The organism is Nocardia abscessus, assembly GCF_015477775.1.
Classification (GTDB): domain Bacteria; phylum Actinomycetota; class Actinomycetes; order Mycobacteriales; family Mycobacteriaceae; genus Nocardia; species Nocardia abscessus_A.
In genome coordinates this window covers 1-22521 of sequence record NZ_JADLQO010000033.1, presented here as the reverse complement: position 1 = coordinate 22521, position 22521 = coordinate 1, and the positions used below count along the sequence as shown (strand labels likewise).

At 67.2% G+C, this 22521-nt stretch carries 24 protein-coding genes; 11 read left to right on the top strand and 13 right to left on the bottom strand.

Annotated features, from left to right (window positions below; genetic code table 11):
* Both IU450_RS38570 and IU450_RS38565 read left to right on the top strand, forming a co-directional pair.
* The coding region (locus IU450_RS38570; protein ID WP_195154655.1) for a pentapeptide repeat-containing protein at positions 1–280 on the top strand (280 nt) is incomplete at its 5' end.
* A gap of 551 nt (positions 281–831) precedes the next feature.
* Positions 832–990: a hypothetical protein gene (locus IU450_RS38565; RefSeq protein ID WP_195154654.1), complete on the top strand. Its 159-nt coding sequence runs from the start codon at positions 832–834 to the stop codon at positions 988–990.
* Between the two features lie 248 nt (positions 991–1238).
* On the opposite strand, the gene IU450_RS38560 is transcribed toward IU450_RS38565, so the two are convergent.
* Positions 1239–1595 carry a YybH family protein gene (locus IU450_RS38560; protein WP_195154653.1) on the bottom strand — a complete coding sequence of 119 codons (357 nt, stop codon included), beginning with the start codon at positions 1593–1595 and terminating at the stop codon, positions 1239–1241.
* 640 nt (positions 1596–2235) lie between these two features.
* Here IU450_RS38560 and IU450_RS38555 point away from each other — a divergent pair.
* Positions 2236–2406, top strand: a complete 171-nt coding sequence (locus IU450_RS38555) for a hypothetical protein (RefSeq protein WP_195154652.1) — start codon at positions 2236–2238, stop codon at positions 2404–2406.
* Between the two features lie 197 nt (positions 2407–2603).
* Here the strand turns inward: IU450_RS38555 and IU450_RS38550 are convergent, their stop codons facing one another.
* On the bottom strand, positions 2604–2939 hold the full coding sequence (locus tag IU450_RS38550; RefSeq protein ID WP_195154651.1) for an ArsR/SmtB family transcription factor: 336 nt from the start codon (positions 2937–2939) through the stop codon (positions 2604–2606).
* Positions 2940–3084: 145 nt separating this feature from the next.
* Between IU450_RS38550 and IU450_RS38545 the strand changes: the two genes are divergently transcribed.
* Positions 3085–4524 carry an MFS transporter gene (locus IU450_RS38545; protein ID WP_195154650.1) on the top strand — a complete coding sequence of 480 codons (1440 nt, stop codon included), beginning with the start codon at positions 3085–3087 and terminating at the stop codon, positions 4522–4524.
* A gap of 321 nt (positions 4525–4845) precedes the next feature.
* Positions 4846–5097 carry a hypothetical protein gene (locus tag IU450_RS38540; RefSeq protein ID WP_195154649.1) on the top strand — a complete coding sequence of 84 codons (252 nt, stop codon included), beginning with the start codon at positions 4846–4848 and terminating at the stop codon, positions 5095–5097.
* A gap of 14 nt (positions 5098–5111) precedes the next feature.
* Here IU450_RS38540 and IU450_RS38535 read toward each other — a convergent pair whose 3' ends face one another.
* The 10 genes from IU450_RS38535 to IU450_RS38490 all read right to left on the bottom strand — a co-directional run bounded on the left by IU450_RS38535 (position 5112) and on the right by IU450_RS38490 (position 15172).
* Entirely contained in the window at positions 5112–6485 is a 1374-nt protein-coding gene (locus IU450_RS38535; RefSeq protein ID WP_195154648.1) for a hypothetical protein, read from the bottom strand.
* Positions 6482–6868, bottom strand: a complete 387-nt coding sequence (locus IU450_RS38530; protein ID WP_195154647.1) for a hypothetical protein — start codon at positions 6866–6868, stop codon at positions 6482–6484. The genes IU450_RS38535 and IU450_RS38530 overlap by 4 nt, the downstream gene beginning before the upstream one ends.
* Entirely contained in the window at positions 6868–7056 is a 189-nt protein-coding gene (locus tag IU450_RS38525) for a hypothetical protein (RefSeq protein WP_195105232.1), read from the bottom strand. The genes IU450_RS38530 and IU450_RS38525 overlap by 1 nt, the downstream gene beginning before the upstream one ends.
* Positions 7053–8912 carry a hypothetical protein gene (locus IU450_RS38520; protein WP_195154646.1) on the bottom strand — a complete coding sequence of 620 codons (1860 nt, stop codon included), beginning with the start codon at positions 8910–8912 and terminating at the stop codon, positions 7053–7055. The genes IU450_RS38525 and IU450_RS38520 overlap by 4 nt, the downstream gene beginning before the upstream one ends.
* Before the next feature lie 100 nt (positions 8913–9012).
* Positions 9013–9888, bottom strand: a complete 876-nt coding sequence (locus IU450_RS38515; RefSeq protein ID WP_195154645.1) for a 1-acyl-sn-glycerol-3-phosphate acyltransferase — start codon at positions 9886–9888, stop codon at positions 9013–9015.
* A gap of 16 nt (positions 9889–9904) precedes the next feature.
* Positions 9905–10570: a hypothetical protein gene (locus IU450_RS38510; protein WP_195154644.1), complete on the bottom strand. Its 666-nt coding sequence runs from the start codon at positions 10568–10570 to the stop codon at positions 9905–9907.
* On the bottom strand, positions 10567–11127 hold the full coding sequence (locus IU450_RS38505; RefSeq protein WP_195036223.1) for a hypothetical protein: 561 nt from the start codon (positions 11125–11127) through the stop codon (positions 10567–10569). The genes IU450_RS38510 and IU450_RS38505 overlap by 4 nt, the downstream gene beginning before the upstream one ends.
* A gap of 246 nt (positions 11128–11373) precedes the next feature.
* Positions 11374–12720: a glucarate dehydratase gene (gudD, locus tag IU450_RS38500; protein WP_195154643.1), complete on the bottom strand. Its 1347-nt coding sequence runs from the start codon at positions 12718–12720 to the stop codon at positions 11374–11376.
* On the bottom strand, positions 12717–14123 hold the full coding sequence (locus IU450_RS38495) for an MFS transporter (protein WP_195154642.1): 1407 nt from the start codon (positions 14121–14123) through the stop codon (positions 12717–12719). The genes gudD and IU450_RS38495 overlap by 4 nt, the downstream gene beginning before the upstream one ends.
* 125 nt (positions 14124–14248) lie before the next feature.
* The gene (locus tag IU450_RS38490) at positions 14249–15172 is read right to left on the bottom strand and encodes a LysR substrate-binding domain-containing protein (RefSeq protein WP_195154641.1); all 924 of its coding nucleotides are present in this window, start codon (positions 15170–15172) and stop codon (positions 14249–14251) included.
* 104 nt (positions 15173–15276) lie between these two features.
* Here IU450_RS38490 and kdgD point away from each other — a divergent pair, with 104 nt between their 5' ends.
* Together kdgD and IU450_RS38480 are read left to right on the top strand one after the other, a co-directional pair.
* Positions 15277–16191 carry a 5-dehydro-4-deoxyglucarate dehydratase gene (gene kdgD, locus IU450_RS38485; RefSeq protein WP_181725376.1) on the top strand — a complete coding sequence of 305 codons (915 nt, stop codon included), beginning with the start codon at positions 15277–15279 and terminating at the stop codon, positions 16189–16191.
* Positions 16191–17789 (top strand): aldehyde dehydrogenase (NADP(+)), encoded by a 1599-nt coding sequence (locus tag IU450_RS38480; RefSeq protein ID WP_195154640.1) that lies wholly within the window; start codon positions 16191–16193, stop codon positions 17787–17789. The genes kdgD and IU450_RS38480 overlap by 1 nt, the downstream gene beginning before the upstream one ends.
* Before the next feature lie 68 nt (positions 17790–17857).
* Here the strand turns inward: IU450_RS38480 and IU450_RS38475 are convergent, their stop codons facing one another.
* On the bottom strand, positions 17858–18109 hold the full coding sequence (locus IU450_RS38475) for a hypothetical protein (protein ID WP_195154639.1): 252 nt from the start codon (positions 18107–18109) through the stop codon (positions 17858–17860).
* 540 nt (positions 18110–18649) lie between these two features.
* Between IU450_RS38475 and IU450_RS38470 the strand changes: the two genes are divergently transcribed.
* The 4 genes from IU450_RS38470 to IU450_RS38455 form a co-directional block, all read left to right on the top strand.
* A complete protein-coding gene (locus tag IU450_RS38470) occupies positions 18650–19396 on the top strand; it encodes a FadR/GntR family transcriptional regulator (RefSeq protein WP_228835730.1) in 747 nt (248 codons plus the stop codon).
* 3 nt (positions 19397–19399) lie between these two features.
* On the top strand, positions 19400–20134 hold the full coding sequence (locus IU450_RS38465; protein ID WP_195154638.1) for a cache domain-containing protein: 735 nt from the start codon (positions 19400–19402) through the stop codon (positions 20132–20134).
* Between the two features lie 67 nt (positions 20135–20201).
* Entirely contained in the window at positions 20202–20417 is a 216-nt protein-coding gene (locus IU450_RS38460) for a hypothetical protein (RefSeq protein ID WP_195154637.1), read from the top strand.
* 448 nt (positions 20418–20865) lie between these two features.
* The coding region (locus IU450_RS38455) for an amino acid adenylation domain-containing protein (protein WP_195154636.1) at positions 20866–22521 on the top strand (1656 nt) is incomplete at its 3' end.

The window sequence follows — 22521 nt, the reverse complement described above, 5'->3', positions numbered from 1 at the left end:
CGACGTGATGCTCTCCCACGCGGACTTCACCCGCGCGAACCTCACAACGGTGAACCTCACCCGCGCCTTCATCCCGCACGCGAATCTCACCGATGCCGACCTCACCGGCGCGAACCTCACCGAGACCGCCCTCGGTGCTGCGAACCTCACTGGCGCGAAACTCATCGGAGCCAATCTCACCGGCGCGGATCTCAGGGGCGCGAACCTCACCCGCACGGACCTCACCCGCATCACCTACGACCTCACCACACAGTGGCCGGACGGTTTCACACCGCCGTAGCCAGCGCCCGCATCGCTGTTCACTGTCGATGAAGCGATCGTCTTACAACACCGCAGTTGGCACTCCGCAGCGGGTTACAGTCGGAGTGATCGATGTGCTGGAAGCGAGGTCTCATTCGGCCGATACCGATAAACACCCTTCCAGTCGCACGAATTCCTGACAGCCGATGACACCACACCGCCTTTCATGTACCTGGTGGCACAATTCTTTACAGCACCCCATCCCGCATCATCGCTGGTCCAGGCAACTTCGTTGATTTCCGCGCGATGACTACTTCTGCCGCCGATTGCATCGGATGCGAACTCGCGACAGTGTGCACATCGGGACTGTCGGGTAAACGGCTCTGGCTCACTTCCGGTGGTGCCCGGGCTATGCGAGCAGGATGCGGTGCCGAAGTAGCCGAAAACTGTCCCTGCCATACATTTGTCGCTTGATCAGTTTGGTCTTTCTGTGGAATCTGAAAAGTCAAAGCGGTGGCGGTCGTCCGTGGCGGACGCCGACGATTGGCAGCTGGATGCCGCCCGCAGTGCCGACCCGGGGTGTCTGCTCTGATGGCGTGGAACATCGACAAGGCGTTGCAGCAGCCGGTCGAGCGTGGTCTGGTCATGGCCGCGGCTTGTTCATCATCGGTGATCAACGCACCGAACAGCGGCTGCACCACCGACGACAGCAGCGACGCCGCCAGCACGATCCCTGAGGCCGCAGCGTAGGTGTAGGAGCGCTCGGCGACGAAGAACGCTACGAGGCCACTGCGCCCGGTAGACATCGACGCAGCCATGACCGGTGGACATCAGAAATATTGAGGTGTTTCGTCGCACGGACTTCATGCTCACCAGCCGAGAGCTGTCGCGCTTCCGAGAAACTGCCGCTGATGCCGTCATCAGCCTCCCGACAGCGGCGGGCGGCTTGGCGGAGTAATTGTCAAGACCTGTGGTCGACGATCTTTCGACTTGTTGAGTTACTGCTGCTGCTGCTCGTAGAAAGCGCGAACGTGGGCGGCGTGGCCGTCCTGGTCTAGCTCGACGACGTCGAGTACGCGATTCCCGTTCTCTCGTCGGTAGAGTAGGGCGTACCCGCCAGGGCTGGTCAGTAGTGCTTCTTCGGTGAACGTCAGGTTGGGGGCGAGTTGTAACCCGAGCTCGAAGTGGCCGCGTAGTTCGGGCTTGCCGCGTAGCCGGCCATCGGGTTTGCCCCACCGGCGCGTCACTGTCGAGGCGACGAAGTCCACGTCGTCGGCATAGCAGGCCATGATGGCCTCGAGGTCGTGTGCGTTCCATGCTGCCAGCCAGGCGTCGGCGTGAGCTCGCGCTTCCATATCCGCATTATGCAATGTTGTCGAAATCTGGAGGTAGGCAGGTTCAGGCGATCCAATTGCGGTGGTGTCGGCCACGCCGGTTGGCGAGCGCGGTGTGATTCGGCCGTGTTGCAGCAGCCCGCCCTTGCGGAACAGTGCCCGGCGCGGACAGCGCGACGAGTTCGGGGGCGTCGACCTTACGCCAGCGCGCTCGAGCGGCCACGATCAGCCGTAGGCCATGGCAATTCCCAGACGCGTGTGACCCAGACCCCCTGATGGCCTTAGTCCGCAAGCGCACGGACGCGAACGTCGACTCATAGTTCTTGGTGCGCAGGTGGATCCAGCGCTCGGCCGGATACGGAAGAACCGGACTAGCACGTTGAGGGCGGCTGTGATCTTCGCGACGGCTTTGAAATACTCTGCACCATAGCGGATTTAGCACCCGGTCACAGCCAGTTGGGCCTTGTCGATTTTCCTCGGCCATGGAGGTGTCCTTCATCGCGGACGCTCCTTGCCGGGGAGTCACGATCTGCGTCACCCGGAAGTGTCGGCGGTCGCCGCCGCGATCTGGCACACCCACGTAATCGGCGTACCGACCACCCGCTCACGACCGTCTACGACTACTGACCGAGCTTCGGACTTACTCGTCGAGCGTCCCGGCGTGCCGCCGCGCCGAGTGATCGCGGCGGTAACCGATATCGACATCGTCCCGATCTTACGGCTGGCCGCGGCGTTCGAGCGGGCGGTGCGCCGCAGCAGTCTCTTCTCGAATTGGCCGGGATCGTTCAGCAGCGAGCGACCGAGGACGCTGCCCACGACAACGACACCGTGACTGCGGATAGTCGTGGACAAGGGGTGCAGACGCCGCGCCCATGCCACCCTGCCTGCTGATGTGGATAAGCGATGCGGTGCGGGATCCTCTCCCGACCCGATTCGCTGACCACGACGATCCTTCTTCAGTGCCACGGCCTTACCGACGGCACACCACCATGGCCCGGACCGGCTGGTCCTGAGAGCGCGGCAGCGCTTCTACTCGGAGGCGGGCGGTGGCGAATCGACGCGCTCGGCGGCGAGGACTGTATCGAGCAGTCCTGGATATCGCTCGTCGAGATCTGTGCGGCGCAACTCCACCAAATACTCTCGGCCGACCGGGGTTTGGCGAATGATGCCGGCCTCGCGCAGCACCCGCCAGTGATGGGTCATGGTCGATTTGGCCTTAACGCCGAGTGCGTTGAGTACGCCCGTGCAGTTGAAGTCACCAGCACCGTCCAGTATCCGGACGGCACCCAGCCTGGTCGAATTGCCGAGCGCGGCCAGGACGTGCTCGATTCGGATCTGGTCGCGACTCGGGTGACTCAACGTCATAGTTCGATAGTACCGCAACCTACGAACAAACCCTTGACAGACCGTACGTAGTTACTAGTACGGTTTAACTGTACGTGAAATATCGTACCGTTGACGGCGTGGGCCCCGCCTCGACGACCCTCATCCCCGGTCAGAAAGGCACCACATGTCCACCCTCGCTCCGAGTACCGGCCTACGGCCGGGCTGGGCGCTGACGATGTTGGCGCTGGCGCAGTTGATCTACGCGCTGGATCTCAACATCGTGTTCGTCGCACTGCCCGAGATCGGTTCGGCGCTCGGCTTTCCCGGGCAGACTCAGCAGCTGGTCGTCAGCGCCTATGTGGTTTTCGCCGGTGGTTTCCTGTTGTTCGGCGGCCGGGCCGCCGACCTTCTGGGCCGCCGCCGTATGTTTCTTCTCGCTCTGGGCCTGTACGGAATCTCCTCGCTCGCAGGCGGTCTGGCCAGCGACCCGGTAGTGATCATTGTTGCCAGGGCGATCCAGGGTATCGGTGGCGCACTCCTGCTGCCTTCGACATTGTCGCTGATCAACACCCTGTTCGAGGAGGGGCCCAAGCGGAACCGGGCGCTGGCCGTCTGGGGTGGGGCCGGGGCAAGCGGCCTGACCATCGGTGCCCTTCTCGGTGGGGTATTGACCGAGAACTTCGGTTGGCCTGCGGTCTTCTTCGTGAACGTTCCGCTCACGGCGGTGGTGGCGCTGGGTACGCTGGTGGCGATTCCGCGTGATCGGGCCGGCGCCCAACGGCGTCCCTTCGATATGCCCGGCGCGCTGTGCGTCACCGGCGGGTCCACGCTGCTGGTCTTCGGGCTGGTCGAAGGACCCGAAATGGGCTGGGGTAGCGCCGTCGTCGTTGGTGCGCTTGTCCTGTCGGTCCTGCTGCTGACGCTGTTCGCGGTGGTGGAATATCGCAGTGCGGACCCGCTGCTGCCATTCCGGCTGTTCCGCAATCGCCATCTCAGCACAGGCATGGTGGTCACCTTCATCTACATGGCGACCTTCGGTGTCCTGCCCTACTTCTTGACGGTGCTCATGCAGAACGTACACGGCTACACCGCACTACAGACCGGCCTGGCGTTTCTGGTGCCATCGGTGGCCATCGCCGCGGGGACCCAGCTCGGCGAGCGCATGGCGACCCGCTTCGGCGTCCGCCGCACCCTGTTGCTCGGATTCGGTGTCGGTGCGGTTGGCACGCTGATCATGGCATTCGGATTCGAGGCGACCGCGGGTTACGGTGCGCTGGTACCCGGGCTGATCGTATCCGGGGTAGGGCAGGGCATCGTCTGGACCGCGATGTGGATCACCGCCGCGACCGGAACCCCCAGCCACGAGCAGGGTGTCGCCAATGGGATCGCCTCCACCGCGCTCAACCTCGGAAACGCCATCGGCCTGGCCGTATTCACGGTCGTCGCCGAGTTCGGCACCGGCGGCAAATCCGGTTCAGCACTCACCGTGGCGACTGCTCACGGTGAACGGCTGGTCGTCCTGTTGACCGCGGTCGGGATGGTGGTGGGGCTGGTGGTCACATTGACCCGGGCCGCCTCTCCCGCACCGATTGCCCTGCAACCGGAACCGGCACAGGTCCGCTGACTACCTGAAGTGCGTGGCCCCGGCGGGACGGAACCCGCTGGGGCGCCGCTCCAAGTGCCCACCGCCGGTCGAATCGAACCAGCCACCGCGGGATGGGTTCTGTGCTTGTGTAGTGGAGTCTCTGGGCGTGGTCGGCGCGGGACAGACAACGCGTTTGGCCACGCCCAGTCGCCGCACCTGTCGGACGGTGTCGCCGAAGGGTTCGGCGGAGGCGCAGCCCAAAAGCGGCTCTCCGTACTCCGTCGGTGGCGCCCTGCTCCGCGAACGTCGTGCCGCCGGAGTCACCGTATGAATGCGCGATGACATCCTCTTTTGGAGCGAGTGATCGATCCGTCGCCGACAACGCGTGCGTCGGCGACTGTTCACCCTGGCCCTTCGCATGGCAAACGCCGGATCCAGGGCATCCTCGCCCAACCGGACCAGGATGGCGCACTCACCACCAAGGCCGGACTGCTGGACGTGACCGAGGCGCTGGTCACGTTGACCGGCGAGCCGCACCCGCTGCTGCCCAACACCGAACGACATCCCCTGTCCCCCAGCCAACGGCAAAGCCTCGGCGACCCCGAACCGTGAGGTAACCTAACCCGCTATGAACCCACATACGTGGCGAAATCGCTGCCAAATGGGTGCTCCAACAGAAGATAGAGACCGGTGAAGGTGAAACCGACCATCGTCAGCATCAGCGCCAGCTGACCGGTGAGCCGATGCGCCCGCGGCAGCAGGCGCAGGCAGCGGTCGTGCGCGGCGGCGACACCGAGGACGTGGCCGACGACAACGGCCAGCACCTTGATCGTTCCCAGCGCCGCGGGGTGGGCGGACAGGACGTAGGCGACGTCGCGGTCGGCGAGCCCGGCGAGATTCCATCCTCGCCCGAACGGATCCGCGAACAAGATCACCGTCGCTTGCCCTTTCTCCACGAGAAACGTCAGATAGTGGGCCAGTAGATAGCCGGCGACGATCGGTGTCAGGCTGTGTGCGAGGCGAGCCGGTAGCAGCCGCCGCCGCGCTTCGTCCAGGCCGCCGGTCGCCCGGGCGGCGGTCCGGAACGCGAAGCCGACGACAACGATGAAACCGAGCAGCCCCGCCGTGTTCAGCAGGACGGGCAGGACATCGGATCCACCGCTGCCCGCATCGGCCAGCAGTCCGCGCCACGAAGGGAATGCGGTGAAGCTGTCGAACGCGGTCGAGCCGAGCAGGGTGGCGGCCACGGCCACGCCACCGATCCGCGCCGGAGTGCCGGCCAGGTTGTCCAGCGGCGAGCGGAGCACGCGTGCACCGGTCGCGCGGCGTCCGAACGGGCTCAACCTGCCCAGCAGGCTGCTGTACACCTCGAGCGGGTCGGCACGCTCGGCCCACGCCGTGCCGTACACGATCAGGCCGATCGTGGTCACGACGAAGTATGCCGCCAGCCAGGTGGTGACAGCCGCCACCGAACCCGGTTCCGGGTAGGCCAATTCGAGCCATACGAAGGAGAACAGACCGAGCACCGCCGGCCACTGACCCCATGAGCTGGGATACCGGACCAGACCGTGCCCGGGCGGGCGGCGCCACGCCAGGCAGATGGCGCGGTGCAGCGCGCGCGCCGGGGACAGCACCTTCCAGACGGGACCGGCGACCAGCGAGGCGACCATGACCCCGACCCAGAGGAAGATGTAGACGACACCGGGCACGGGATTGTCGGCCGACTCGGATGGACCGAGCAGACCGATCGCGAGCACCCCGATCGCAGCGGCCACGCTCACCACCGAAATCGCGACTCGAACCATCCTGGAGTCCACGATCGTTCCGATGATCGCGGGGAGCGCGACGCCCGGTGATCGTGGCTCCAGACGCGGCTCGCGCCAGGCGAACGCCAGCAGCGCGAAGGAGAACGTCAAGGCCCAGGCGGCCCCGACGAGGGCATACGACAGCGGGATCGGCAGATCGGCGGATCCGCCGATGCCGTGGGCCAGAACCGTCATCCGCGCACGAGCAGCGTCGCCACCGTGCGGCGCGCGTGGTGCAGTTCGATCTCCACCCGCCCGGGCACGTCCACGGTGAAGCGGAATCGCTGTCCTGTGCCCGGGGTGACCGCGAAAGTGTGCTCGGGCGTGGCATGGATGTGCAGTTCGTCGTCGGTGTCGCTGTCGACCACGATCTCGATCGGCCGTCCCACCCTGGTCTCCAGGCGGACGTCGACCGGGCTCACCGAATTCCCAGAGATCCGCAGCGCGACAACGAGACTGTCCGAGTCTGCGGCTACCGCGCTCGTCGAGGTGGTGGAGGCGGAATCGGGCGAGGCGCAGCCTGCCACGACCAGACCACCGAGCAGCACGAGCGCACCCCAGCGCCGCACCGATGCCATCACTCCTCCTTGTCCACGCCGTGCTCGGACGGCGAACCGGGCGCGCGATCGCGCTCCTCCGCACGACGATCGCGCAGCGCGACGAACACGACGACGGCGACCACCAGAAAGGCGGGCAGGAAGGCGGGGATGGCCAGCAGGATCGAATGATCGGCCAGGACGTCCACGCCGTCGTAGCCCTGGGTCATCGCGAAACCACCGGCTCCGCCGCCGGTCGGCTCGGGTGCGGATATCGGTCGTTGATTCGTGCCGCGCCCCAGGACAACGCCCAGACCAGGACGAGGCTGCACAGCAGCACGACCAGCGACGCCGCGGTGAACAACCAGGACGGGAAATCGAACGAGCGCTCCCGCTGCAGCACGGTGATCTCGGCGATGAACGGCCGGGTGAACGAGTCGAGGGCCGGAACCTCTTCCACGCCGATGCCCGGGTCGGCGGCCATGAAGATCGGCGCCGCGGTCAGCACCCGGCCGTCCTGCATCCGTAGCACGGTCTTCCACGTCCCGTGTGCCGGAACAGGTTTGGTGGACACGTAGTGGCCGGGGCCCACTCGCTGGAGCTGGTCCACGACCAGACCGCGACCGGGACTGTCCGCGCCGATCCCGCCTTGCCAGGCGAGGATCTGCATCCATTCCGGGTCGGAGCCGACGAGATCGGCGGGCGTGACGCGAACGTCCGCGAGCACCATCCTCGCGCCGGTATCCGAGGCAGCGTCGCGGAGGGCGACCGTGGCCTCTGCCCGCTGTGGCACATCGGTGAGCAGGCCATTGGCGGTCGCGGCCGCCACGATCACGACCGCGGCGATCATCAACCCGCGTCGCACCGGCGGACGCGGCAGCGCTTCACCGCGCAATGTCATGGCCAGCAGCGCACCGACGACACCGCCCACGACACCGGTGGGCACTGCCATCGCCAGCAGTTCCGGCCACATCGCGGTCGGCCACGAATTGACGAACATCGCACGGACCCAGAGGGATTCCAGCCACAGTCCGACCGTCGCGATGCCGAGCCCGCATGCAGCGCCCCACCAGATCGGTCGCCGGGTGAGCGGCAGCAGCGCGAGCAGTTCCACCACGACCGCGCCGCCGAGGTAGAGCGGGAAGACGTTGCGTGGCGCGTCGATGATCGGCCCCCCGACCAGCACGGCGACCACGGTCCGGACCAGGGCGGCGAAGCCGACGACGACCAGCGTGCTGAACGGCCCGAGGCTCACGCGGGCGGCGACGAGGGAGACGGAGGCCGCGGCCACGATGAGCATCGGTTGCAGGACGAGCCGGAACTGCTGCACACCGAAGTCGAATTCCACCTGGAACACCGACAGGCCGATGAGCAGGCCGCCGAAGGCGAACGACCGCAGCAGCCACATCAGCCGTCCGTCGGCGCGGTCGGGTTCGGGCTTGCTGTACCTGCCCTCGAACTCGAGCAGCAGCACACCGACCAGCGACAAACCGGCGCCGCCGATGAGCATCAGATGCGTCGGCCCCCACAGCGTGACGTCCTGCCCGAACAGCCGGTGCCAGATGTCGTCGAGGGGAAAGCCGATCAGCGCGTAGAGACCGGCACCCGCTATGAGGATGCCGCCGACGGGCGCGTACCAGGTGCGGGTGATCCGCACCGCCGCGGGGCCGGGCTTCTCGTCCAGCGGAAGCACGATCGCCGACATTCCGGCGGCGAACAGGAAGAACAACCCCGCCAAGATGAAGTAGTGCGCCGGATTCGCCAGCGGCCCGTCATCGCGTCCGTTGCCGACGTGCAGGCTGACGTCCCAGATGAAGCCCAACAGGGCGGTCAGAATCGTCGCGAGGAACATCGCGAGCGGGAGGGCGACCCAGCCGGGTCGATTGAACAGCCGTCCGAGACGGTCGGCCACACGCTGCAGCCACGTGATTCGCCGGGTGCGGTGCAGGTAACCGATCCACAGCAACACAATGGCGATTACCCCGGCAGCGCCGGTCATGGCCGCTACCTGGTCCAGCGCCGCTCCGCCGCCCTCGGTGCCCGGCGCGGCGAACCATCCGATCTGTTCATGCGCGACTGCGCGCATGGGAGACCTCCATCACACGAAGCGGATATATGTTACGAACGGTATCATAAAAATTGGCGACAGTGGCAGGTCGAGGCCGAAATCGCCCAACTGATTCCGTTCACCCGACGATCGGCAGGTCGCGTTCCGCGTCCAGCCTGGTCAGTGTTCGTTGCATGATCCCGGTGACGTGCTGGTAGGCCCGCTCCAGGTCGAGCTCCGGACCCAGCGCTTCGCGCAGGTCGATCGGGTCGAGGAACTCGACGGTGATCTTGCTGGGCAAGGGCAGGTGCCCAGCGAGATCACCGATGTTCAGTCCCCACGGCAGAGCGATGGAGATCGGGAACACCTTCAGCCGCAGCATGCGGTCCAGCCGCAGCAGGCGCGCGATCCGATCCCCGCGGGTGAGCACCAGCTCGGTCTGCTGCGCACCGATATTGACCACCGGGACGATCGGCACCCGCTCGTTCCAGGCCAAGCGGAGGAAACCGGTGCGACCGGCGAAGTCGATGCGGTCCTCCTCCCAGCTGGGGCGGTGGACCTCCCAGTCGCCGCCGGGATAGACCAGCACCACCGCACCGTCGCGCAGCGCCTGCTCGGCATTGCCCGGGTCGGCGTTCACCGTCCCGAAGCGGCGCAGCAACGATCCGATCACCGGGTAGGCCATCACCATGTCGTGGGCAAGCTGGAAAAAGGGCCGGTGCGGGCCGAAGCGGCGGACGAATGCCAGCGTGGTGACCAGAACCTCCGGCGACACGTTGCCGCCGGAGTGGTTGGCCACCAGCAATACCGGCCCCTCCTCGGGAACCCGATCCAGCCCGCGCACCTCCGCCCGGAAATAGAGGCGGACGAACAACCAGCCCAGGCCCATGGTGTCGGCTATGAACTCCGGGTCGCGGTCGGCGGGGTCAGCGGTGGGTACGCGGAGCTTCACCTGCTCGGCGACCCAGTTCGTCGCTCGGTCGACCGTTCCCGTCGCCAGTCGAAAGACATCCATGGGCCATGGGGTTCGGCTAGGCGCCGGTCGAGAGCAGCTGGTCGAAGAACCCTCGGTAACCGCGCAACGCCTGCCGGAGGCCTTCGGTGTCGGACTCGTCGCCCAGCCGCGAGTCCAGTTCGCGTTTGCGCTCCTGGTAGGTCGCGACCAGCCGGTCGATGGTGCCGCCGAGCAGTTCGTCGGCGCGAGCCACGGCGGCCCTCGGGTTGTCGACGAAGGTGACCTGGACCTCGCGCCACTGGGTGCGCAGACGATCGAGATCGGCTTCGGGAATCAAGGGCGCGAGCTGGTCGCTTGCCGCGGGGGCGGACGCCGTGGCGTCGGCGCCACGGACGGAGTCCTGCGGAACACCCTGCGTCGAAGCGTCCACGCTGCCGCGCTCGGTGTCGCCGGCGAACTCCGCTCGTTCGGTGCCGGTCGCGGACTGCCCTGCTGAGGTGGTCTCGCGCAGCGCCCCCGAGTCGTCGGCCCGAGCGGGCGAGTCCGGCTCGAGCGCATCGCCGCTCGTCGGGCGGCGCTCGGCGTCGTCGATCGGCGTCGCGGTGTCGCGCTGGACCGCGTCGGTTCCGCCGACCGGCCCGGCGTGGGCTTCGTGCCGACGGTCCGTCGTCTCGCCGTACTGTTCGGACCCGGCGGGATCCCCCGCCCTGGCATGCAGCCGCCGCTCGGATTCGGTGCTCATGATTTCACGCCCTTCTTCTCCTGATCGGCCACGCCGAGCAGGTCCTTGAAAAGTTCCCGGTAGTGCACGACAGCGGTGCGCCGGTCCTCGGTGGACACCTCGGCACCCGCCGGTCGCGTCGCGATCTCGTGGGCGGCGCGATAGTGGCCCAGCGGCTCGGCGTGCTCCACGGACAGATCGGCGAGCTGCTGCTCGTAATTTTCCGTGGGGTAGCCGCGCTCGGCCATGATCGTGGTGACGAGGCGGTCGGCCTCGGTCAACGCACCCGCCGGGTCATCGATGAATCGCTCCTGCACCTCGACCCAACGCGTGGTGTAGACCCGCTTCTCGTCCTCCGACAGGTCGCGCAGCCGCAGCTGCGCGTGCCTGCGCTCGCGTTCGGCGAGCTCTTGTTCTGCCGTCTTGCGGTCCTCGAGTTCCTGCACCGTCCGGTCGTACTCGGGACCGAATCTGCGGCGTAGTCGCTGCCTGCGCACCATCGGCCAGACCACGAACGCCAGAAGGGCCGCGACGACAATGACGATGACGGCGATGATCACCCATACTCCAGCCGACATCTTGACCTCCTTGCCGAGCTTGTTCGCAGGGGTAATGCCTCTTCTAGGTGGTTCCAAACCCTTGATCTTCGACGTGCTCGTGACCTCGGCCTGCTGCCGCGCGGCAGGCCCGCGCTACGGCCGAAGAATGTATGACGTTTCGCCGGAACAGGTTTCGGCCGGGCGAGCCTCCTCACGGCAGGCAAGGAGCCGCAGACCGATGGTCCGCGGCTCCCGTTTCCTACCGACTGTTTCCTACCGACCGGCTCAACGCACCAGCGCAGGTCGCTTGCTGTCGAAGCGCCAGCCCGGCACGAGATATTGCATGGTCGCGGCGTCGTCCCGATCGCCCAAGCCCTCCCGGTGGTAGAGCTCGTTGGCGGCGGCGACCCGCTCCTCGTCGAGTTCGACGCCGAGACCGGGGCGCGACGGCAGGGTGAGCGTGCCGTCGGCGATGCGATAGGGGTCGCGGGTCACGCGCTGGCCGTCCTGCCAGATCCAATGGGTGTCGATGGCGGTGATCGCGCCGGGAGCGGCCGCCGCGACGTGGGTGAACATGGCCAGCGAGACGTCGAAGTGGTTGTTGGAGTGCGAGCCCCAGGTCAGGCCCCACGCGTCGCACAGCTGGGCGACGCGGACCGAGCCCGCCATGGTCCAGAAGTGCGGATCGGCGAGGGGGATGTCGACGGCACCCGCGCGGACGGTGTGGCCGAGTTCGCGCCAGTCGGTGGCGATCATATTGGTGGCGGTGGGCAGGCCGGTGGCCCGCTTGAATTCCGCCATCACCTCACGGCCGGAATAGGACCCCTCTGGGCCCACCGGGTCCTCGGCGTAGGCGAGCACGTCGGTCAGCTCGCGGCACAGTTCCACGGCCTCGCTCAGCAGCCATCCACCGTTGGGGTCCAGGGTGATGCGCGCGTCCGGGAATTCCTCGGCGAGCGCGCGGACCGCGGCGGCCTCGTCCCGCCCGGCCAGCACGCCGCCCTTGAGTTTGAAGTCACGGAAGCCGTAGCGCGCACGGGCGGCACGAGCCAGCGCGACCACCGCGTCCGGTGTGAGCGCGGCCTCGTGCCGCAGCCGCAGCCAGGTGTCGGCGTCGGCGGGCTCGTCCGCGCCGGATCGATACGGCAGGTCGGTGCGGGTGCGGTCGCCGACGAAGAACAGGTAACCCAGCACCGGCACCGCGGTGCGCTGCACGCCGTCGCCGAGCAGTGCGGCCACCGGCACCTCGAGGTGCTGCCCCAGCAGGTCCAGCAGCGCGGATTCCACCGCGGTGACGGCATGCACGGTGACGCGCAGGTCGAAGGTCTGGCTGCCGCGCCCACCCGAGTCGCGGGCGGCGAAAGTGCGGCGGATGTCGTCGAGCACGGCGTGGTATTCGCCGAGCGAGCGGCCGAGCACCAATTCCCTGGCGTCGGCGAGGGTGGCGCGGATGCGTTCGCCACCGGGTACCTCCCCCACCCCGGTGCGGCCCTCGGAATCGGTGAGGATCACCAGGTTGCGGGTGAAGTAGGGAGCGTGTGCGCCGCTCAGGTTGAGCAGCATGCTGTCGTGGCCCGCGATCGGCACGACGCGCATGCCGGTGACGCGAGGGGTGCGGTGCGAGGATGTCATGACCGGTTCTCCAGAGTGGTGACGGCGACGGCGTTCGGGGCGGCGGCCGGTGCGCGATCGGCGGCATGGTCGGTGGGGTCGGCGCGCAACACGGTGTCGGCGGCGCCTGCTCGCGTTTCACGACGCACCAGCAGCACCGACGCGGCGGCGAGCACCGAGGCCGCGGCCAGCGCGTACAGACCCCAGGTCACCTCACCGGTGGCCGATTTCACCAGCCCGAAGCCGTACGGCGCGACGAAGCCGCCGAGGTTGCCGATGGAGTTGATGATGGCGATGGCGGGCGCAAGGACGAGCGGGTGCAGGCCCGACTGCGGAATGGACCAGAACAGCGGGCTGGCGCTCTTGAATCCCATGGCGGCGATGCACAGGAACACCAGGGCAAGCCACGGCGAGGCGATCGCGGCCAGATAGGTGCCCACCGCCGCGGTGAGCAGCGCGATGATCAGCAGCGGCCTCCGATTGCCGGTGCGGTCACCGATCCGTGCCGAGACGTACATGGCGACCACGGCGCAGATCCAGGGCAGGGAGGCGAGCAGGCCGACGGTGATGTCGTTCACGCCGTCGATGCGGCGGATGATCGAGGGCAGCCAGAAGGTGTTGGCGTAGATCGAAAGCTGGATCGCGAAATAGATCCAGCAGAAGAGCAGGAGCTTCGGATCGGCGAGCATGCGCCAGCGCGACGCTTTGTGCGCCACACCCGAATTGACGGCCTTGTCGATCTCCTCTTCGGCAATGGTGCCACTGAGCGCTTTTCGTTCCCCTGGCGTCAGCCATTTCGCGTCTTCGATCCGGGAATCCAGAAAGAAGAAGGCGATGCAGCCGACGAGCACCGACACCATTCCCTCGATGCCGAACATCCATTGCCAGCCGTGCAGGCCGCCGCCGCCGTCGAGCGAGAGCAGCGGGCCCGACAGCGGCCCGGAGATCGCCGCGGCGATCGACGACCCGGCGACGAACAGCGCGGTGGCGCGTCCGCGGTGGCTGTTGGGCAGCCACTTGGCCAGGTAGAAGATCACCGCGGGGAAGAAGCCCGCCTCGGCGGCGCCGAGTAGGAAGCGCAGGACATAGAACATCGTCGCGTTCTGCACGAACATCATCGCCGCGGAGATGAGGCCCCAGCTGATCATGATCCGGGTGAGCCAGATGCGGGCGCCGAACTTCTCCATCATCACGTTGCTCGGCAATTCGAACAGCGCGTAAGCGATGAAGAACACGCCCGCGCCGAACCCGTACGCGGCGGCGCCGATACCGACATCCGCCTCCAGATATTCACGGGCGTAACCGATATTCGATCGGTTGATCTGGTTGCAGATCAACATGACGATGAACAGCGGGACGACTCGTCGAAAGAATTTCGATACGGCCGCATCCAGTTCCGCCGTCGGCTGCCGAGTGAACGACATCGTCCACTCCTTTCGGTCGGACCACCACCACGCTGCGCGGTGCTGTGGGAAGAGATCGTCGGGGCGAGTGACTCGCCTCACAGCACCGAACTTAGAGAGCGGGGACGATTCCCGTCCAACACCAATTACGGATGAATCGATACAGGAAAGGTATCGAACGTTCTCCGCTCCCCCGCGCCCAGCCCCGGGAGCAGCCGCGCCAGCGCCGGGTTCTCGTTGTCCTGTCGCCAGACGAGATCGAGTTCCACCACCTGCGCGACCTGCGCCAGCGGCCGATACCGCACGTTGTCGAAACGCATGCCCGCCGCCGATTCGGGCACCAGCGCCGCACCCCAGCCCAGGTTGACCAAGGCCAGGATGCTGTGCACCTGGGTCATGTACTGGGTTACCACCGGAACCACCGACGCGGCGTGCAGCACGCTGGTCACCAATTCGTGGAAGTAGCGCGCCTCGACCGGCGCGTGCATGACCATCTCCGCGCCGTGCAGTGCCGCGACCGGCAACGGGTCGGCCGAGACGGCGAGCGGATGATCGCCGGGCAACGCGGCGATCAAGCCTTCGCGGACGAAGGTGCGGGCGGTCAGATCCGGCCGGGTGATCGGGGGGCGCACCATGCCCAGATCCAGCGAGCCGTCCGAAAGCGCCTCGACCTGGTCCATCGTCACCAGTTCACGCAGCTCCACGTCGACGTCCGGCAGCAGCGAGCGCGCGGTCGCCAGCACCAGTGGCAGGCCGGAGTGCACGCTGGCGCCGGTGAAACCCACCCGGAGCACCCCGCCGGTACCCGCCGAGACCCGGCGCACCGCCAGCGTCGCGCGCTCAGCCTGCTGGAGCAGGCGGCGAGCGTCCACCAGGAACGCCTGACCGGCCCGGGTGAGCCGGACGGTGCGGTTGGAGCGATCGAACAGTTCCGCGCCCACCTCCTTCTCCAGCAGCTGGATCTGCCTGCTCAGCGGCGGCTGCGTCATCCGGAGTCGTTCCGCGGCACGCCCGAAATGCAGTTCCTCGGCGACGGCCACGAAATGGGTGAGCTGCACGAAGGTGAACATTCGATACCGACCTTGTATTGATAGATATGCAAACAGTGTTGGACGTGAATCATAAGTCGTTCCTAGGGTGGGCTCAGCTGGCCCATCGAACAGGAGCGCCCACCATGACCACTGCCGCACCGCAGGACATCGCCCGGAAGCTCGGCTCCGGTCTGCTGTCCTTCCCGGTCACCCACCTGCGTGCCGACGGTTCGTTCGATGAGGCCGCCTACCGGGAGAACATCGCCTGGCTCGGCGGCTACGACGCGTCCGGTCTCTTCGCCGCGGGCGGCACCGGCGAGTTCTTCTCGCTCACCCCCGCCGAGGTGGAGCAGGTGGTGACCGCGGCGGTAGCCGAGGCGCCGGAGGGTCTGCCGGTGATCGCGCCGGCCGGTTACGGCACGGCCACCGCGGTGGAGATGGCGCGGGCCGCGGAACGGGCGGGTGCGCACGGAATCCTGCTCTTGCCGCCCTATCTCACCGAGGCCAGCCAGGAGGGGCTGGTCGCCCACGTCCGGCAGGTGTGCGCGGCCACGGACCTCGGCGTGATCATCTACTCGCGGGCCAACGCCGCCTACACCGAGACCGCCGTCGCCGAACTCGCCGACCGGTGCCCGAACCTGATCGGGTTCAAAGACGGCATCGGGAACATCGAGCAGATGACCCGGATCTACGCCGCACTCGGCGACCGGCTGACCTATGTGGGCGGGCTGCCGACCGCGGAGATGTTCGCGCTGCCCTACCTCGCCCTCGGCGTGACCACCTACTCCTCGGCCATCTACAACTTCGTCCCGGAGTTCGCGCTCGCCTTCTATCGCGCGCTGCGCCGCGGCGACACCGCGTTCGTCCGCACCGCGCTGAACGACTTCGTGATCCCCTACTGCGACCTGCGCAACCGGAAGCCGGGCTACGCGGTGAGCATCATCAAGGCAGGTATGAAAGTGATCGGACGCCCGGCCGGACCGGTCCGCAGCCCGCTGACCGACCTCGACGAAGTCGAACTCGCCGAGCTGGCCGACCTCGTGAAGAAAGTGAGCTGATGACCTCGCACCTCGACGCAGCGCACCTGGCCGGCGCCAACCTGGTGGGCGCCGCGGACGTCCCTGGCGCCGGCGCGCCATTCCACGCGACGAATCCGGCGACCTGCGCCGAACTCGCTCCCGCGTATCGCGAAGCCGGCGCCGCGACCGTGGCCCGTGCCGCCGAACTGGCCGCTGCCGCCTTCGAGCGTTACCGGCGCACCGGATTCGAGCAACGTGCGGCGTTCTTGGACAGCATCGCCGGGGAGATCGAGGCACTGGGTGATGCCCTGGTCGACCGGGTGATCGCCGAGACCGGTCTGCCCGAGGCCCGGGTGCGCGGCGAGATCGCGCGCACCACCGGCCAGCTGCGGCTTTTCGCGGGCGTGGTGCGTGAGGGCAGCTGGACCGGCGCCCGATGGGACCGGCCCGACCCGACGCGCAGCCCGCTGCCGAAGCCCGATCTACGGCAACGCCGAATCCCGCTCGGCCCGGTGGCGGTGTTCGCGGCGAGCAACTTCCCCCTCGCGTTCTCGGTGGCCGGTGGTGACACCGCGTCCGCGCTGGCCGCAGGCTCGCCGGTGGTGGTGAAGGCGCACCCCGCCCACCCGGGCACCTCCGAACTGGTCGGCCGGGCGGTGCGTGCGGCCGTGCGCGAGCACGACCTGCCCGAGGGCACCTTCTCGCTGATCCACGGCGGCGTCGACACCGGCTCGGCACTGGTGCGCGATCCGCATATCCGGGCCGTCGGCTTCACCGGCTCGCGGCGAGGCGGGCTCGCGCTCGTCGCGGCCGCCGCGGCGCGGCCGGTGCCCATTCCGGTATTTGCCGAAATGTCCAGTATCAACCCGGTTTTCGTGCTACCCGGCGCCCTGGCCGAGCGCGGCGCACAGCTCGGCGCCGAATTCGTCGCCTCGCTCACCACCGGCGTCGGACAGTTGTGCACCAGCCCCGGCCTGGTGTTCCTGGCCGACGGGCCCGGGGCCGACGATTTCGTCGACGCGGCGAGCGCGCAGATCGCCGCCGCGCCCGGTGCGCCGATGCTCAACCCTGGCATCGCCGCGGCGTTCTCCGCCGGAGCGCGACGGCTGGCCGCTACCGATGCCGTGCGAACAGTCGCGACCGGCACCGCGGACGGGGCCGCCTGCACCGGTGTGCCACAGCTGTTCGTCACCACCGGTGAGCGGTTCCTGGCGGACCGGGAACTCCAGGAGGAAGTGTTCGGACCCGCCTCGATCATCGTCCGAGTAGCCGGCCCACAGCAGTTCGCCACCCTCGTCGACGAACTCGAGGGCCAGCTCACCGCCACGGTGCACGCCGCGCGCGCGGATCGCGAACTCGCCCGGACCTTGCTCGGCAAACTCGAACTGATCGCGGGCCGCGTGCTCTTCGACGGCTGGCCCACCGGAGTGGAGGTCGGGCACGCGATGGTCCACGGAGGCCCGTTCCCCGCGACCAGCGCGCCCTCGACCACCTCCGTGGGCAGCCGCGCCATCGAGCGATTCCTCCGTCCGGTGGCCTACCAGAACGTCCCCGACGACCTCCTCGCCGACGAGATCCGCGCGGACAACCCGCTCGGCATCTGGCGGCGCGTGGACGGGGCCATCACGCGGGACTGAGATCCGGTCTCCGCGCGGGTACAGCGCCGCACGCCCGGCTACTCAGCCGGGCGTGCGGTGACCTCAGCTCACGCCCATGCCTGTTGCAGCGGCGGGATGAGCTTCGTCCAGAATTCGCGGCGTATCGCATCCCACAGCCGCGTCAGCTCCGGAAAAAGCTCGCGCGCCTGCGCGAGATCGGGGTAGTTGTCCGGACTGAAGGAGACCACCGGCGAGGCATCGGACGCGTTGTTCACGGCGACGATCGCGATCAGGTGGTGGTGGACGAAACGCCAGGTCACCCTTACTCCGTCGACTTCCGTCTGGCATACGTCATTCATCTTCGACACTCCGGCGCCGTGCGCTCCGCTCGTGCTGACAACGTGCACCCGGCCGCATGAGCCGTTGCCTCGGCCGACGACTCGGCTCGGACGCGCCGTAGGTACTCGCTATGACTGCTCTGGTTCTCGACCATGGAGAAATCCTGTTTCGATCGTGCCGCCGACGCATCCATGCGCCCAAGGAGGCAGTTGCACGATCTAGAACATAAGACATTAGAGTTCATAGTTCAATGGCTGCCGTGTAAAAATCCCATCAGCCAGTCGCCCCCGTCGGCATCCCCTACGCAGGGCCGTGGCCCGTGCGGTCGTGAATCTCGGGCAAAGCCGCAGCGTACGACGGTGACACCGACTCGGCGCACCTCCCGGAGGAAGGTCACGGCTCAGGCGGCACGGCGTCTCACCCTGCGGGAACACCTGCACAGGGCGGCGCGCGTTTACCGCGGTACCGGTAGAGGCGTAGACTATACCTCTAAATCTAGAGTTCATGTTTCAAGTGTTCCTTGGCTAGGATCCGATCACATCCACCACCGAGGAGTCGCGTTGCCCAAGCAGGAGAGCGCCGGATTGACCGCCCTCGGCGCCGTGCTCTCACCGCTCGAAGGTGGCGGTCCGAAAACCGAGGCCGTGGTGCAGCGACTGTGCGCTGCCATCAGCCTCGGCCTGATGGTCGACGGCCAGCAGCTGCCGAGCGAGACCGATCTCGCCAATCAATTGGGCGTATCGACGATGACCTTGCGGGAGGCGCTGGCCGTGCTCCGGCAGCGGGGCATCGTGCACACCAAACGCGGCCGCGGCGGTGGCAGCTTCATCCGCGGTGCGGCAGACGTCCTCGAGAGCACTTCGTTGGCGCGGTTACAGCAGATGAGCATCCAGGAGCTGCGCGATCTGGGCGACGAACACTTCGCCGTCACCGGCGCGGCTGCCGTTTTCGCCGCGCGCCGCGGGGTGCGGGCCGATATAGCCCGGCTGCGGTCCTTGGCCGAACGACTGAAAGACAGCAGGGAACCCATATCGGCACGCCGGGCCGACAGCCGATTTCATATCGAGATGGCGGTCTGCGCGCAATCCACCCGCCTGACCCGTGCCGAGGTCGCGCTGCAGGCCGAACTTTCCGCTCTGCTCTGGTTGCCCCGACTGAAACTCGACCCGGAGGCCGAAGCCACCGCTCATCGCGACTTGGTGGACGCGATCGAGAGAGAAGACGATGCCAGGGCGAGAGAACTGGCAGAATCACAAACGGAGTCACGAATCCGCCGCCTCGTCGCCCTACGCTTGGAGCTCAGTTGATCGATGAGGGAAACCGATGATTTTCCGACCCCGATGACCGTCGAGTCGCTCGCTTCCGCCGTCACAGCACTGGCCGACGAGATCTACCGGTCGCTGGGGATCATCGGGGCCGGTCTGACGACACTGTGGGAAGGCTTTGCCGAGAAGCCGCAGCACACTCCCCGATCGACCGACCTGGCGCCGCTGCGCGAGACCATTGTCGGCGAACTCGAGCAGCGCGGGAATTTGTTCGAAAGCGCAGGCGTAGTGCTGGCCGACGGCGTTCTCGCGGATCGTCCCCGACATCTGGAGTGGTGGTTCCTGGACACGCAGCGCGAACCGCAGCGACTGTTACTGGAATTGAATCCGCACAGTGAATACTTCTACGACTACACGCAAATGGAGTGGTTCTCGATCCCGCGCGACCAGGGCCGCCGGTGGGCATACGGGCCGTGCCTCGACTATGCGTGTACTGATCAATACATCTGCACGTTCGCGGTACCCGTCACGATCACGTCGGGAACCTTTCTCGGAATAGCCGGTGCCGACGTCCCGGTCGCTTCCATCGAAGAGGTGCTGCTCCCCCGATTCCGGGCGGCGGGTCAGCGAGTGGTACTGATCAACGGCGAGGGCCGCGTCATCATGGGAACCGATCCCGAGTTCACCCCCGGATCGAAGACGAGCCGGATGGATCGACCTACCGCGGCGGTGCCGGTCGAGGCGACGCCGTGGTCCTTGCAGCCGCTGGGATCACACTGACGATGTGCGGTGCGCCCCGATGAATGGGGTCGTGCGTCCCAGACGAGTTCGCCGAATACTCGTGCCCATGAAGGCGATCACCGCGAGCCTCCTCGTGACGGCCACACTCCTCGCTCCGCTGCCGACCGCGTCCGCCGCGCCACTCGACCAGCAGGCGACCATCGCGGACACCGGGTCGGCCTCGACCGGTTCGGCAACCCAAGCGCTGTGCCTGCTGCTGCGCATGTTGCGCGCCGGGTACGTCGACAGTTCCGGTGGTGGCCCCTCCTGCACATTCCCCTGACGCCCGGTCGGCAACCGGTATGGGCGCAGCCCGAGAGGCGCGGCGGTCGGGACGCGAATTCGCGGAGGCATCCTCGACGTGCCCGAAACCGCTTGCCATACTTGTCATTTCGACGAAACGGCGCACTCGGCCCACGCCGACGCGACGGGGTCGGGTGAGCAAAAGAAGCAGGCCGGCCGAGCGGCGCCGGGCAGGTCTGCACCGCACTGGTAGACCTGGTCGGCGAAAGATGTGAGACACAGCATAATTCGCCCGACGCTGCAGTATGCCGCACGGGAAGCAGGTCACGGGCTGTGTACTGTCCCGACGGGGGCGGACAGTCTGGACTTCTCGCGGGAGGGCTATCAGTCTGTCTGCGACACCATCGCGAGCAAGTAGCGATCTCGTGGGCCGGATCGATGATCCGGTTGCCGAGAGCCGGCACCACCTGAAGGAGAAAGCACAGGAAATGAAGATGGACCGCCGTTCTGCGCGTGGAAATCGCCGTCGCCGTTCCGGCGGTCTACTCTTCGGGCAACTGCTCACCGCCGCGGTCGAATCCGCCGCCGACACGGTGGCGATTCGATTCAGTCCGACGGGTGACTCCGCTGACGCCGTAGAGCTGACCTATCGGCAGCTCGATGAATCCTCGTCTCGGCTGGCCCGGGAGTTGATCGACCGTGGCGTGGGGCCCGGCGACGTCGTGGCCATCGGCATTCGGCGCTCCATCGAGTCAGTGCTGTCGGTGTGGGCGATCGCCAAGACCGGCGCCGCCTACGTGCCGATCGATCCGACCTACCCGCCCGAGCGGATCGCCTACATGGCCTCCGATTCCGGAGCCGCGCTGGGTCTGACCACGTCGGCATACCGCGAAGCGCTCGGCACGTCCATCCCCTGGATCGAACTCGACGATCCGCAGCACCAGGAACGAATCGGGCAGCGGCCCGCGCACCCGGTCTCGTACACCGATCGGGTGCGGCCGCTCACCGAGCAGCACCCCGCCTACGTCATCTTCACCTCCGGTTCGACCGGTCGGCCCAAGGGTGTCGTGGTCACTCACTCCGGATTGGGCGCGATGGTGGCGTCCGAACGGGAGCGCTACGACGTGACCGAAGGCTCTCGGGTGATGCACATCTGCTCGCCGAACTTCGACGTGTCGGTGCTGGAACTGCTGCTCGCCTTCGCCACCGGGTCGACTCTCGTGATCGCGCCGCCGACGGTGTTCGGCGGGTTCGAACTCGCGGATCTGCTGCGACGCGAACGCGTCACGCACATGCTCATCACACCCGGCGCGCTGGAGTCGGTCGATCCCGCGGGTCTGGCGGACCTGCGGGTCGTCATGGTCATCGGTGACAGATTCGGCCCCCACCTGGTGAACCGCTGGGCCGCTGACGGCCGCGCGATGATCAACGGCTACGGCCCGACCGAAGCCACGGTCATCGCGACCAGCACCGCGCCGCTCGTGCCGGGTGAGACGATCACCATCGGCAACGCGATACCCGGATTCGGGTTGTTCGTGCTCGATTCCCGCTTGCGCCCGGCCCCCGCCGGAGTGGTCGGAGAGCTGTATCTCTCCGGCCCCGCGCTGGCAGCGGGCTATCTGAACCGGCCGGCTCTCACCGCGGCGCGCTTCGTAGCCAACCCTTTCGGCGGCGAGGCGGGTCATCCGGGATCACGCATGTACCGCACCGGCGATTTGGCGCGCCGGTTGAGTTCGGGCGGCATCGAGGTCCTCGGACGTTCCGATTTCCAGGTGAAAGTGCGCGGCTTCCGCGTCGAACTGGGCGAGATCGATGATGCGCTGAGCCGCCATCCGGATGTCGAATTCGCGGCGACGCTGGGCAAGCGGCAACCGAACGGCACGACCATGTTGGTGTCCTATGTCCTCCCCAAGGGGGCGGAGGTGTACGCGGCCGGGATCGAATTCGACACCACCGAACTCTTCGACTTCATCTCCGAGACCTTGCCCGCATACATGCTTCCGGCGTCGATCATCGTGCTGGATGAGATCCCGTTGACGCCGGTGGGGAAGTTGGATCGTGCGGCGTTGCCGGAGCCGGTGTTCGCGGCGCGGGCGTTTCGTGTGCCGTCGACTCCGGTGGAGGAGATTGTGGCGGGGGTGTTC